Origin of the sequence: Parabacteroides sp. AF17-28, assembly GCF_003479205.1 — a bacterium.
GTDB classification, from domain to species: Bacteria; Bacteroidota; Bacteroidia; order Bacteroidales; family Tannerellaceae; genus Parabacteroides; species Parabacteroides acidifaciens.
Genome location: NZ_QUGV01000015.1, coordinates 56,362 through 68,950 on the forward strand (window position 1 = coordinate 56,362; position 12,589 = coordinate 68,950).

General features: G+C 50.6%; 9 protein-coding genes. 6 read left to right on the forward strand and 3 right to left on the reverse strand.

The features are described 5' to 3' along the window. Positions 1-59 precede the first annotated feature (59 nt). The 3 genes from DWW90_RS12160 (at position 60) to ahpF (ending at position 3,345) form a co-directional block, all read left to right on the forward strand. Complete coding sequence (locus DWW90_RS12160) at positions 60-965, forward strand: cation diffusion facilitator family transporter (RefSeq protein WP_122345157.1); 906 nt, start codon at positions 60-62, stop codon at positions 963-965. A 221-nt stretch (positions 966-1,186) separates the two neighbouring features. After that, a complete protein-coding gene (gene ahpC / locus DWW90_RS12165; RefSeq protein ID WP_115499644.1) occupies positions 1,187-1,753 on the forward strand; it encodes an alkyl hydroperoxide reductase subunit C in 567 nt (188 codons plus the stop codon). Positions 1,754-1,758: 5 nt separating this feature from the next. Then, positions 1,759-3,345 (forward strand): alkyl hydroperoxide reductase subunit F, encoded by a 1,587-nt coding sequence (gene ahpF / locus DWW90_RS12170; protein ID WP_122345158.1) that lies wholly within the window; start codon positions 1,759-1,761, stop codon positions 3,343-3,345. A 90-nt stretch (positions 3,346-3,435) separates the two neighbouring features. Here ahpF and DWW90_RS12175 read toward each other — a convergent pair whose 3' ends face one another. Beyond that, entirely contained in the window at positions 3,436-5,904 is a 2,469-nt protein-coding gene (locus tag DWW90_RS12175; protein WP_122345159.1) for a prolyl oligopeptidase family serine peptidase, read from the reverse strand. Positions 5,905-5,917: 13 nt separating this feature from the next. Beyond that, positions 5,918-8,236, reverse strand: coding sequence for a glycoside hydrolase family 20 protein (locus DWW90_RS12180; protein ID WP_122345160.1), 2,319 nt, complete (start codon positions 8,234-8,236; stop codon positions 5,918-5,920). A 196-nt stretch (positions 8,237-8,432) separates the two neighbouring features. On the opposite strand from DWW90_RS12180, the gene DWW90_RS12185 reads away from it, so the two are divergent. Continuing rightward, positions 8,433-10,166 (forward strand): helix-turn-helix domain-containing protein, encoded by a 1,734-nt coding sequence (locus DWW90_RS12185; protein ID WP_122345161.1) that lies wholly within the window; start codon positions 8,433-8,435, stop codon positions 10,164-10,166. A 24-nt stretch (positions 10,167-10,190) separates the two neighbouring features. On the opposite strand, the gene DWW90_RS12190 is transcribed toward DWW90_RS12185, so the two are convergent. After that, positions 10,191-11,018, reverse strand: coding sequence for an MBL fold metallo-hydrolase (locus DWW90_RS12190; protein WP_122345162.1), 828 nt, complete (start codon positions 11,016-11,018; stop codon positions 10,191-10,193). A 98-nt stretch (positions 11,019-11,116) separates the two neighbouring features. On the opposite strand from DWW90_RS12190, the gene DWW90_RS12195 reads away from it, so the two are divergent. Continuing rightward, on the forward strand, positions 11,117-12,043 hold the full coding sequence (locus tag DWW90_RS12195) for a Mur ligase family protein (RefSeq protein ID WP_122345163.1): 927 nt from the start codon (positions 11,117-11,119) through the stop codon (positions 12,041-12,043). Then, on the forward strand, positions 12,040-12,588 hold the full coding sequence (locus tag DWW90_RS12200; RefSeq protein WP_122333218.1) for a DUF4924 family protein: 549 nt from the start codon (positions 12,040-12,042) through the stop codon (positions 12,586-12,588). Before DWW90_RS12195 ends, DWW90_RS12200 begins: the two co-directional genes overlap by 4 nt. The last annotated feature ends 1 nt before the right edge of the window (position 12,589 follow it).

The window sequence follows — 12,589 nt, forward strand, 5'->3', positions numbered from 1 at the left end:
CGTGACTTGAAAAAACATAGCTTTGTACCGTATTGTTATCAATTAAAAAGCATACGAATATGGGACATCAACACGAACATCATCATGATCATCATCACGAAATAACTTCTTTGAATAAAGCCTTTATCATTGGTATTTCTTTGAATTTAGTATTTGTCGTAGCCGAGTTTCTGGCCGGGTTCTGGTATAATTCGCTTGGTTTGCTGTCTGATGCCGGACATAATTTGGGCGATGTGGCGAGCCTGGTGCTTGCGATGCTGGCTTTCCGGCTGGCGAAGGTACAACCCACTTCCCGCTATACATACGGATATAAGAAGAGCACGGTGTTGGTCTCTTTGCTCAATGCGGTGATCCTGTTGGTCGCTGTCGGGATTATTATCGGCGAGAGTGTCGGCAAGTTGTTTCATCCGCAGCCGGTGGAAGGCGATGCGATCGCGTGGGTTGCCGGAATCGGGGTGGTGATCAATGCCGTAACCGCCTGGCTGTTTATGAAGGATAAAGACAAAGACCTGAATGTGAAAGGAGCTTACCTGCACATGGCTGCCGATGCGCTGGTGTCGGTGGGCGTTGTTGTGTCGGGATTGGTGATTGCCCGAACGGGTTGGTATGTGATCGACCCGATTATCGGGCTGTTGATCGCTCTGATTATCATCTATTCGACTTGGGGACTGTTGCGGGACAGTCTGCGTCTTTCCTTAGATGGCGTCCCGATGGGGACGGATATCGGGAAGGTGGAAAATGCGATTCGGGAAGTTCCCGGTGTACAGGATGTCCACCACCTGCACATTTGGGCGATCAGTACGACCGAGACAGCCCTTACGGCTCATATCGTCATCAAGGACACAAACCAAATGGAGACGGTCAAACATGAAATCAAACACGAACTCGAACACGTCGGGGTGCAACATGCTACGTTAGAGTTTGAAACAACAGGCGCCTGCTGCACAGAGCCTTGTTGCGAATAGGAACCGGACGCAGATTACGCAGATAGCGCAGAGGGACACAGACGATATGAAAAATAATAAGTCTGCGTCCTTCTGCGTGTTTTGCGCTGTCTGTGTCCGGTTTGTTCATCTATCAATGGATAAAAATTATCAATTTGAAAAATTCTTTCAATCAGGGGCTTACGATTTACCTTTGTGCTGTAATCAAAAAATAGTAGTAACAAATTTAAATAGTAAAAATCATGGAACCGATTATTAATTCACAAGCACCCGAGTTTAAAGTACAGGCATTTCAGAATGGTAATTTCAAGACTGTAAGCAGCGAAGATATCAAAGGCAAATGGGCCATATTCTTCTTCTATCCTGCCGACTTTACCTTTGTTTGTCCGACCGAACTGGTAGACATGGCCGACAAGTACGATAAATTCCAGGCAATGGGTGTTGAAGTATATTCCGTAAGCACAGACTCCCACTTCGTACACAAAGCATGGCATGATGCTTCCGAAACAATCCGTAAGATCAAATATCCGATGTTGGCAGACCCGACAGGCGCTTTGAGCCGCGCATTCGGCGTGATGATCGAAGAGGAAGGTATGGCATACCGCGGTACATTCCTGGTGAATCCGGAAGGCAAGATCAAGATTGCCGAAATACACGATAACGGTATCGGCCGTAACGCAGACGAACTGCTTCGTAAGGTTGAAGCTGCCCAGTTTGTAGCGTCCCACCCGAATGAAGTTTGTCCTGCAAAATGGAAGAAAGGTGAAGCAACGCTGAAACCGAGCATCGACTTGGTTGGTAAGATCTAAAAGCTATGTTAGATTCTGCAATGAAAAGCCAGCTTTCCGGAATATTTTCCGGGCTGGTTTCCCAATATGTATTTGAGATAGAAGTATCTCCCAATCACGAAAGCCGCCAGGAGCTAATCGAACTGTTAGGAGATGTGGCGTCTTGTTCGGATCATCTGTCATGCCATATCTCAGATGGTGAGGGGCTTCAGTTTACAATTGTAAAAGATGGTACGCCCACCGGTATCCGGTTTCGTGCAGTGCCCAATGGACATGAATTTACATCCCTGCTATTAGCTATCCTGAATAGTGACGGAAAGGGTAAAAATATACCGGATGAAAGCATCCGTGCCCGTGTCAGCGCCTTGAACGGCCCGATCAAGCTGACCACTTATGTATCGCTGACTTGTACCAACTGCCCGGATGTAGTGCAGGCATTGAACATCATGACGACGCTCAACAGCCAGATTACACATGAAACGGTAGATGGCGCTATCAACCAGAAGGAAGTTGAGGCCATGAAAGTGCAAGGCGTCCCTTCTGTCTTTGCCGACGGAAAACTGATTCACGTAGGCCGTAGCGATTTCGGCGAACTGCTTGCCAAACTCGAAGCCCAGTATGGGATTAATGAAGAGACTGTTGATAACTCTGTTGAAAAACCTGTTAAGAACTATGATGTGATAGTCGTGGGAGGCGGTCCTGCCGGTGCGGCGTCTGCTATCTATTCGGCGCGTAAGGGCCTGAGTGTCGCTGTCGTAGCCGAACGTGTCGGCGGACAGGTCAAGGAGACGGTCGGCATCGAGAATCTGGTCTCTGTTCCCCATACGACGGGCGAACAGTTGGCGAGTGACCTTCGCACGCATATCAACGATTACCCGATCGACATACTGGAACACCGTCGCGTTGTTTCTGTGTCCACGGAGACAGACGGCCGTCTGTATTCACCGCGATCAACGATATTGACAACTTCTACCGGTGAACGCTTTTCGGCTCCTGCCGTTATTGTTGCTACGGGGGCAAGCTGGCGCAAACTGAATGTTCCCGGTGAGGCGGAATATATCGGGCGGGGTGTCGCTTTCTGTCCGCATTGCGACGGCCCGTTCTATAAAGACAAGCATGTCGCGGTAGTCGGTGGAGGCAACTCCGGTATCGAAGCTGCGATCGACCTGGCCGGTATCTGTTCCAAAGTGACGGTGCTGGAATTTATGGACGAACTGAAAGCGGATCAAGTATTACAGGAAAAACTGAAAAGTCTGCCGAATGTGGAAGTATTCCTGCACTCCCAGTCTTTAGAAGTGATCGGTAACGGTGATAAAGTGACCGGCCTTCGTGTAAAAGACCGTAAAACGGAAGCGGAACGGGTGATCGACCTGGACGGAATCTTCGTGCAGATCGGTTTGGCAGCCAATAGCGGCGCTTTCCGTGATGTTGTCGAAACGAATAAACCGGGAGAGATTGTGATCGACGCGCATTGCCGGACAAACGTTCCCGGCATCTATGCCGCCGGCGATGTCTCGACCGTTCCTTATAAACAAATTATCATAGCAATGGGCGAAGGGGCAAAAGCGGCTTTGTCTGCTTTTGAAGATAGAATGAGAGGTTTGTTAAGTTAGTATTAGTACTTGCTATGATTAAGAGGGTGTGACCGTTGTCCTTACAGGACTTCTGCCATACCCTCTTTTATAATTTTTAATTCTTAATTCTCAAAGCGCCTTCTCCGAATACATTGCCTCCCACCATTCCGGCTGGTCTTTCAACCATTTGGCGAACCAGGCGTAGATTGTTTTATTCCATTCGGCCCGTTTCTTATAGTCGAATATCTGGTGGTTCTGTCCCATGACCTGGACGAAAGCAGTCGGTTTGCCCAACAGTTTAAGCGCTGTAAACATCTGAATACTTTCGCCGATAGGCACGTTGGTGTCGACTGAACCGTGCAGGAACAGAATCGGCGTGTTGATTTTGTCTGCATTGAACAAGGGACTTTGCTGTGTGTACATATCCCGTGCATTCCAGGGATAGCTGTTGGCACTTGCCAAGGCGCTGTAGGAATATCCCCAGTAGCCTTCGCCCCAATAGCTGGTGATGTCGCTGATCCCGGCGTGCGAGATAGCGGCGGCGAAGATATCCGTCTTCGTTTGCAGGTACTGCGTCATGAAACCACCGTAGGAAGCGCCGATACAGCCGATCTTTCCGGCATCGACAAACGGATGTTCCGCACAGAATTTCTTTGTCCCTTCAATGATTTCATCTCCCGTACGTTTACCCCACGCATTCACGTGGCGGGCGGCGAATTCCTGTCCGAAACCGGTTGCCCCGCTGGGCTGGATGATGTAAACGATATATCCCAATGCGGCATATACGTGCGACGGGTAACGGTTTTCGAGTGAACGCTCCGTCGGGCTGGTGCCGCCGTAGTAGTTGACGATCATCGGATACTTCTTGTTTGCATCGAAATGAGGAGGCAGGTAATAACGCCCGTAGATCGTGTCGCCCGCAGCCGCCTGGAAATTCCAGTCGTGCACTTCTCCCAGTGTCACATCTTTCAGGATGCCGGCAGAGAGGTCTTTCAGGCAAACGGAAGTGTTCTTCTTCAGGTTGACGGAGTAGAGACGTTGCGAGTTAGAAGCGCTTTCACCGAAGTAGACCAGTTCGGGCACCGTATTGGCCAGTGTGAAATCCGAGAGGATATCCTCTTTCAACGGTATAGGGCTGATCGACCCGTTTGCCGGATTCAGGACATAAAGGCGCACGCAATCCTTATCTTCTCCCTGCAGGTAGATCTGTTTGTCAGCCCTGCTCCAGACGAAACTCTGGACAGCCGGGTCGAAGTCTTTGGTGACAGCTGTCGCCTGTTTGCTTGCGGGATCGTAGAGGAAAAGCTGCCCGTCGCCCATATTGGAGGTCTGTCCCGGAGCGATATTCAAACCGATCTGGTTGAACGCTTCGCCGGAAGCCGCTATTGCGAGCTGCTTGCCGTCGGGTGAGAACTGGGCATAGTTGATGAACGGATCTTTCAGCAGCAATTCCGTCTCGAGCGTCTGCAGATCCATCCGGTAGAGCAGGGTGGTGGCGAAGGGACGTTTTGTCAAATCCCGTTCGCTACACGTAAAGAGCATGTAGCGCCCGTCCTCCGAAATGTCGTTGATCGAAGTGGATGTGTGTCCGTAGGTAAGGCGCTGGAACAGGCCGGTAGCCAGGTCGTATTTATGGATAAACGAGCGGGTGCGCCAGCCCGGCTGACGGTCGTCGGGTACAAGGATCTCCTGCAGGTCTTCTCCTTTTTTCGGCCCTTCTTCGGACACGTTGAAGAGCAGGAAGTCTTCTGTCGGGGCAAAGCTGAACCAACCGTCGGGAAGGTTAGAGGCAAGGACGGTTTCCGCCTTTGTTGCCGGGTCGACGGTGACCAGCTCTTTTCCCTGCATCCCTTTACGGGTGTAGTAGAGGCGGTTGCTGCGGGGCATCCAGCTATAATGGTTGCTGCCGCTTTCCATCAGAACTTGTCCGGTGGCGCGGTCGGTCACTTGCTGGAACGATTCGGTTTCGCCACCGGTGAAGGTCGTCTGGTAGGCCGTCAACAGGTATTTCCCGTTAGGTGAGAGGCTGACGGAGCGAAGACGTGTCCCGTCGAAAACGTCGTTCAGGGTATATCGCTTTTCGGGACTGGTTGTAGCCGTGACGACTGCTTTGCTATCTGTTTTAAAGGTAGCTTTCGGTGCGTCGTTCGTTTTGCCCGGAATCGCGAGATATTTGATAACGACTTCGTAGCGGCGGGGTTCGAGTGTCAGTTTGATTTCGCCGTTGGCGGGTGTCTGTTTCGCATTGTCGAGATAGACTTCGTATGTCTCCGGTCCGCTGATCAGCAAAGTTCCGTCGGTATAGCGGTCACTGTTCAAATAGAACGAAACAAGGCTGACGGAGTAGGCATCAGCTTGTCCTGCCGCTGTTCCGGCATCCAACGTTTGTGCGCTTTCCCGCACGTTGTCGAACGGGACAGCAGTTTTTAGCAGCTCTTTCTCTGTGAATTTCTTACTGTTCACGTCGAGGCTGTCGGCAAGGAAGGGTTTCTTTATTTCGTATGGCCCTGCATACCTGAATTGTTTCACCGTCACCTCCTCAGCAAACAGACTGCAACAGGCGCAAAGTGCAGATAGGATAAGAATATTTCTTTTCATGGAATATGTGTTATTACTGAATATTGATCTCATCCACAAACAAGAACGCCGGATTGCCTGCACCGCCGTGCCATGCCGGGAGTTTGTCGCTCTTGATGATGACTTCGACGTAGCGGGCTTTGACCGGGGTGAAAGTGATTTCCTGCGGGTAAAGTCCGTCTTTGTCGTCCTTGCCTAAAGACGGGATTGTCTTGGCGGCTACCTCTTTGAAGGTCTGGCCGTCGTCAGATACTTTTACGGTTATGCCGGCAGCGCCCATGATCCAGTCGCCTTTTACGACATTCGTGTTGAAAGCGACCCGGCTGAATTCGGTCGGCTCTTTCAGGTCGATGACAGCATCCACGTCTTTGCCTTGGAAGCCGAGCCAGCGTCCGGTCTTGTAGTTATCGTTACCGCTCAGGCCGTCGGTCAGTTCCGGACCGCCGTTGAAGTCGTAGCCTTTGCTGGGAGTTACCCGCAAGGTGACCGGTTTGGCCGTTGCCTTGTTGAAGTCTATCTTTTCGGAGAAGATGCGGCTGTTGCCGGTCGGACGGATGGCGACTGCTTTGATTTCTACATTCTCCTTGATGCGGAGAGGCGCTTCATATTTCGGACTGGCCGTGTTTGGTTCGCTACCGTCGAGCGTATAATGGATATCGGCATCGCCTTCCGTTTCAAGTGTGACAACCACTTCGCCTTTGTCGCCGTCGGTGGCGAAGGAAGCGCGGATGTCGAAGATATGTTTGGCATAGTTGTAGCCTAAGCGGTCGTACAGTTTCGTCATACGGACGAGACGGGACAAAAATGCTTTATAGTCTTTCGGGGCATTCGACCATTGTACGTCCGCCAAAGCATCCATACGCGGCATGATCATATATTCCACCTGGCTGAACGTCGGGATATATTCCGTCCAGAGGTTTGCCTGTGCACCGATCACATACTTCCGGTATTCTTCCGGTATTCCGTCTGTCGGCTCAAACGAGTAGACACGTTCGAGAGGCAGGTAACCGCCGATCGCCAGCGGGTCGTGTTCCGTGTCGGTCGATTGGTAATAGTCGAAATAGAGGTAAGAGTTCGGAGTCATAATCACGTTGTGCTGTTGCTTGGCTGCCTCAATACCGCCGCCGACACCGCGCCAGCTCATCACCGTTGCATTCGGAGCCAGTCCGCCTTCCAGTATCTCGTCCCAACCGATGATATGGCGTCCTTTGCTTTCGACAAACTTTTCCATGCGCGAGATCACGTAGCTTTGCAGATACTCTTCGGCACTGTGCTTGCTGTCTCCCTTGATACCTTCCGCCTTGATGCGTGCCTGGCATTTCGGGCATTTCTGCCAACGTACTTTCGGACATTCGTCACCGCCGATATGGATATATTCGGAGGGGAAGAGGTCGATCACTTCGGCGAGCACGTCTTCCAGGAATTGCATGGATTTCTCATTTCCGGCGCAGATCACGTCGTCCGACACGCCCCACTGCGTCCATACCTCATACGGACCTCCCGTACATCCTAACTCGGGATAAGTGGCGAGGGCTGCCAACTGGTGGCCCGGCAGGTCGATTTCGGGAATGATCGTGATGAAACGTTCCTTTGCGTAGGCAATGACGTCGCGTATCTCGTCCTGCGTATAGAAGCCGTCGTAAGGTTGTCCGTCATACTTCCCGGAGTTGCGTCCGATCACCGTCTCTTTGCGTTTGGAGCCGATCTGTGTCAGTTCCGGATATTTCTTGATCTCGATGCGCCAGCCCTGGTCGTCGGTCAGATGCCAGTGGAAACGATTCATATTGTGTAAGGCAAGAATGTCGATAAACTTCTTGACCGAATCCGTCGGGAAGAAATGACGCGACACGTCGAGGTGCATCCCGCGATACGGAAAACGCGGATAGTCGTTGATGCTGACTGCCGGCAGTTCGACCTGTATGCCGTCTGCCGCTGCAGGGATCGATTTGCGCAACGTCTGTACGCCATAGAAAATACCGGCGTTGGAAGCGCCTGCAATCTCGACACCGTTCTCGCTCACCAGTAGGCGGTAGCCTTCCTTGTTTTGGATGTCGGAAGCGATAGACAGGTGGATACCCTTGCCGGCATCTCCCGTCGTAACTTTCGGTTCATAACCGGTTACCTCTTTGATATAGGAGGCGAGGAAACGGGCGGTCTGTTCCATTTCCGCATCGCCTTCCTGATAGGTGATAGGCGTGGAGGGTTTCAACAGGAACGGGGCACTGCCCTGTACAGCCACCTCTTGCGGCAGCGGAATGACGGCGTAATCGCCTTGTGCTTTCTGACCATCCGAACAGGCTACTGCTCCGGCAATAGCTGTCAGGATACATGCGTACTTCGTTAGTTTGTTCATGCGTTTAAAAAATTAAGTTGAATGATGTTGCCAAAGATAGTGAAAAACCGGCAAACCATCCTTGACCAAGTTTATATTTCTTCTCTTGATGCAATATGGCGATTTGTCAATTCAGGGAGAAGCAAATTCTTGTTTTTGATTGTTCTAATGGAATAAAGCAGTATATTTGTAGAGAACAAAGTAAATAAGTGACATTATGAAAAACATCGTCAGCCCGGTTGTTCTATGGGGAACCCTGTTCCTGTTCCTTTTTTCGTCCCTTTCGGCGCAAAATTCCCGTCAGCGGGCAAAAGATTCTCTGCGGCTTGTCGTTTCAAAAACAGAAGGAGCCGAGCGGCTGGCAGCCAATAGGAAGCTGGTTGGCCTTTATCAGTTGGAAGTAAATAAAGACCAGGTGCTTGATACGATCCTTACCATTTACGATGCCATGAATGCCGATGCTCGGAAGCTTGGAGACCTGAAGGAGCAAGGAGTTATCCTCCACAACCGTCTGGCGGCAATCAGTAGCAAAGGCCTTTATGACGAAGTGATCCGTCAGGCCCCTGCCACTCTCGATTTCCTCGCAAAGAATGAATTGTGGAAAAACTATTACTTGGTGTGTAGTCAGTTTATCAATGCCTATAGTCGACAGGGAGAGTATGAAAAAGCCCTTGTTAAGGCCGACAGTATTTATAACTACGCAAAAGCACAGAACAACCGTGCCGGAATGGGAGTAATACTGCACGACATCTCCATGATATATACCTTTCAGAGGCGGTATCCCGAGGCAGAGAAATGTTTGCGCGAGAGTATTGACATGCTGCAAGATCAAACATCCTATCTAAATATGCTGGCAACCGTTTCTTACCATCTTGTAACGAATCTCATTGCCCAGGAGCGCTATGACGATGCCCTGAAGGCTGCCTGCGAAACCGAGGAGGTGAACCGTCGTTTCGATGCTGCAGCAAAGTCTCCGCAACTGTCAGCCTGGTGCAACCTCTGGTTCAGTTACATCGATTTATACCGCCAAATGAATGAATTCGACAAGGCGCAGCTCTACATTAATAAAGTAGACAGTGCTACGAAAGGTAGTGTCAAACTATACAAGGAACGCGGACATGTCCTTTACGGGAAAAAGCGCTATCACGAAGCGCTCGAAATGTTAGACAAAGCAATAGAACAATATCCCAACAAGCTCGAAGCGAAAGGATTGAAACTGATGACTCTTATCCAGATGGATGAGCCGGAGAAAGCGGTTGAACTGTTTTACAAATTTATTGAGGAGCGGAATGCGGATTTTAATAGGGACTATAACGCCAAGCTCGATGAGATCCGTACACAGTATGAGGTGGACAAATATGTTGCCGAGAAAGAACGCAACCGGATTTATTTCCTCTTCGCGCTTGGCCTCTGTCTCTTCCTCGTCCTGCTGCTTGCCGGGGTTGTTTACTATAACCGTATCATTGCCGCCAAGAACCGTAACCTGTACAGGCAAATCAAAGAGCAAGACCGGATGGCAAACGAATTATCACTGCTGTCCGGCACGCCTCCACCAGTGGAGGATACGAGTTTGGCTGCTGCCGAAGAACTGCCCGGCAGCAGCCAGCAGCGTAAACTGGTTGCGCAATTGCGTGAGTATCTGCTTAAGGACAATAACCTTTTTAACGCGAATCTCGCCCGTGACGAGATCGCTTCGGCTCTCGGTACGAACAAGAACGCACTGAATGAAGCTGTCAAGGCCGTTATTGGAAAAACTCCGATGGAATATGTCCGGACGATGCAACTCGACGAGGCTCGCAGGTTGTTGGAGAAACACCCTGAACTGACTGTCGAAGCTGTCGCGTTGAACTGCGGTTTCAATGTGGTCGAAACATTTTATCGCCTTTTCCGCAAACATTATGGTATCACTCCTGCGGAATATCGGAAGATTGCCTTGTCGGAACAGAACTGATAACTGCTATCCCAATATAGGGCTTCATATCTTAATTACATCCTCTTTCCTGTAGAAATCGTTAACCTTTTTCACCGTGCTGCAACGCGTATAGGCGTCGTGGCAATAAATAAGCGCCTGTTTCTCGCGGGCAGCTTCTTCCAGCATACGGACTTTTTCGCGGTAGGAGAGGACCGGGTAGGTGTCGTAGGCCGAAATCCATTCGGGTGACACGCTGGCGGCGAGCGGGATGACGTCGCCGGCAAAGACGTAGGTGCGTTCGGGCGTTGTGATGTAAGGTGCGATCTGTCCGGGCGTATGTCCGTCGAAAAGACGTAGGTTTACGGTGGGGCAAAGCTGTGTTTCTCCATCTATTAAACATAGTTTGCCGCTATCCTCGACTGCTTGCATATTTTCAATGAAATAAGAATCCTTTTCGAGCGCGTTCGGGTGGAGAAAATTTTCCCATTGCCGCCGGCTCACCCAATGCGTGGCGTTGGGAAAGGAGAGCGCGTAGCCCGGCTGTTGTGTTTTCCGGGTGGTGTAGCCGCAATGGTCGAAATGGAGGTGAGTAAGGATGACATCCGTAACCTCCTCGCACGCGACTCCCCGCTTTTGAAGCTCTTCGCCCAGATCGGCAAGGTCGAAGAAGTTGTAATAGCTGAGCTGTTTCAGGTGTTTGTCGCCCGCTCCGTTGTCGATCAGTATGATGCGCCCGTTGTCGTCGCGGACCAGGACGCTACGCATCGCCAGGACACAGCCGTTCTGCTCGTTGCTTGGATAACGCCGGCTCCAGGCTGTCTTGGGTATGGCGCCGAACATGGCACCGCCGTCAGCGTAGAAAAACCCTGTGTCTATTAGTTGAATATCCATAAATTATACTTTTTGATACAAATATAGGGAAGTTTTTTCTTCTGTTCCCATACAACGGGTAAATGAAATTGTTTACCTTTGCCAGCAAAATCTGAGTGATGCGAAAAGTTCATTTAATCTCCGTAACCGAGCCTCTGTTGTTTGATTTGGCCTTGGCTATTCACCAAAAAGGGTACGAAGTCAGTGTATCCGGTGACGGGCTGGCTGATGCGACGCTTGCCAGACTGGATGAAGAAGGTTGTACCTGCCATGGAGACGGATGGTTTCCGGAGAGATTAACTAAAGATATGCAATTTGTCGTATTGGGGGCTACGGTCCGGCAGGACAATCCCGAACTGATACGTGCAAAGGAACTGGGATTATTAGTGCTTTCGATTCCTGAATTTATTTTTCAACGGACGAAAGAGAAGACGCGGGTCGTTGTTGCCGGCAGCCGGGGAAAGAAAACAATCATTTCGATGATTGTCTGCGCCCTGAAGCGGCAAAAACTTGCGTTCGACTATGCGTTGACCAGCGAAGTGCCTTTGTTGCCTAACCGTGTACATCTGAGCTATGAAGCCCGGATCGCGATTATCGAGGGTGACGAGCATGTCACGTCTGCCCTGGAGAAACGCTTCCAGCTCGAGTTCTATCGCCCTCACATCGCAATCCTGACAAACTTGATGTGGACTTCCGCCACCGACCACGCCACGCCGGAAGCCTATCATACGACTTTCCGTACGTTCGCCTCGTCCATCGAGCGCGAAGGCAAGCTGATCTATTTCGACGGCGACCCGGTCGTGAAGCAGCTTGCGCAGGAGGTACGCGAAGATATTACGGCCATGCCCTACGACGAGCATGTCGTGATCGAGAAAGAGGGAAAGACCTTCCTGCAAACTCGCTACGGGGATTTCCCCGTCTATATTCCGGACCGCTTTTTCCTGATTAATTTGAATGCTGCCCGCCTGGCCTGCCGCCAGTTAGGTGTAAAAGATGCGGATTTTTATCAGGCATTATCCGAATATAGTGTATCTTTGCAACCATGATTATTGCGAGACAAAAAAGAAAAGAAAATATTGCCGAGTATCTGTTGTACATGTGGCAGGTGGAAGACCTGATACGTGCCAACAACTTCGATATGGATTCCATCCGCCGCACGGTGGTAGACCGCTACGACCAGCCGGAAGAGGTGAAGGAAGAGATTGCCCGTTGGTATGAGGAGCTGATCGAGATGATGCGTTCCGAAGGGGTGAAGGAGAAGGGACACATCCAGTTGAACCGGAATGTGATTATCGCCTTGACCGACCTGCACCTGCGGCTTCTGAAATCGCCGAAAGAGATGGTCTACGGCGCGGCTTATTATAAAACACTCCCTTATATCGTCCAGCTCCGTGCCAAATCGGGCGGCGAAGAATTGCCTGAACTGGAGACGTGCTTTAATGCCATTTACGGTTTCCTGATGCTGAAGATGCAGGGCAAGGAGATCAGTCCCGAGACGATGGAGGGTATCAAACAAATCAGTTCGTTCCTGGCGCTTCTGGCCGAGAAGTATCGTGAAGATATGAATGGGGAACTGAAATTAGAAGAATAAA

What these genes read in the sequence shown, in the direction of transcription:
- DWW90_RS12180 (WP_122345160.1), bottom strand. Translation starts at nt 8,236, where the DNA reads ATGAACAAACTAACGAAGTACGCATGTATCCTGACAGCTATTGCCGGA.
- DWW90_RS12190 (WP_122345162.1), bottom strand. Translation starts at nt 11,018, where the DNA reads ATGGATATTCAACTAATAGACACAGGGTTTTTCTACGCTGACGGCGGT.
- DWW90_RS12200 (WP_122333218.1), top strand. Translation starts at nt 12,040, where the DNA reads ATGATTATTGCGAGACAAAAAAGAAAAGAAAATATTGCCGAGTATCTG.
- DWW90_RS12160 (WP_122345157.1), top strand. Translation starts at nt 60, where the DNA reads ATGGGACATCAACACGAACATCATCATGATCATCATCACGAAATAACT.
- ahpC (WP_115499644.1), top strand. Translation starts at nt 1,187, where the DNA reads ATGGAACCGATTATTAATTCACAAGCACCCGAGTTTAAAGTACAGGCA.
- ahpF (WP_122345158.1), top strand. Translation starts at nt 1,759, where the DNA reads ATGTTAGATTCTGCAATGAAAAGCCAGCTTTCCGGAATATTTTCCGGG.
- DWW90_RS12175 (WP_122345159.1), bottom strand. Translation starts at nt 5,904, where the DNA reads ATGAAAAGAAATATTCTTATCCTATCTGCACTTTGCGCCTGTTGCAGT.
- DWW90_RS12195 (WP_122345163.1), top strand. Translation starts at nt 11,117, where the DNA reads ATGCGAAAAGTTCATTTAATCTCCGTAACCGAGCCTCTGTTGTTTGAT.
- DWW90_RS12185 (WP_122345161.1), top strand. Translation starts at nt 8,433, where the DNA reads ATGAAAAACATCGTCAGCCCGGTTGTTCTATGGGGAACCCTGTTCCTG.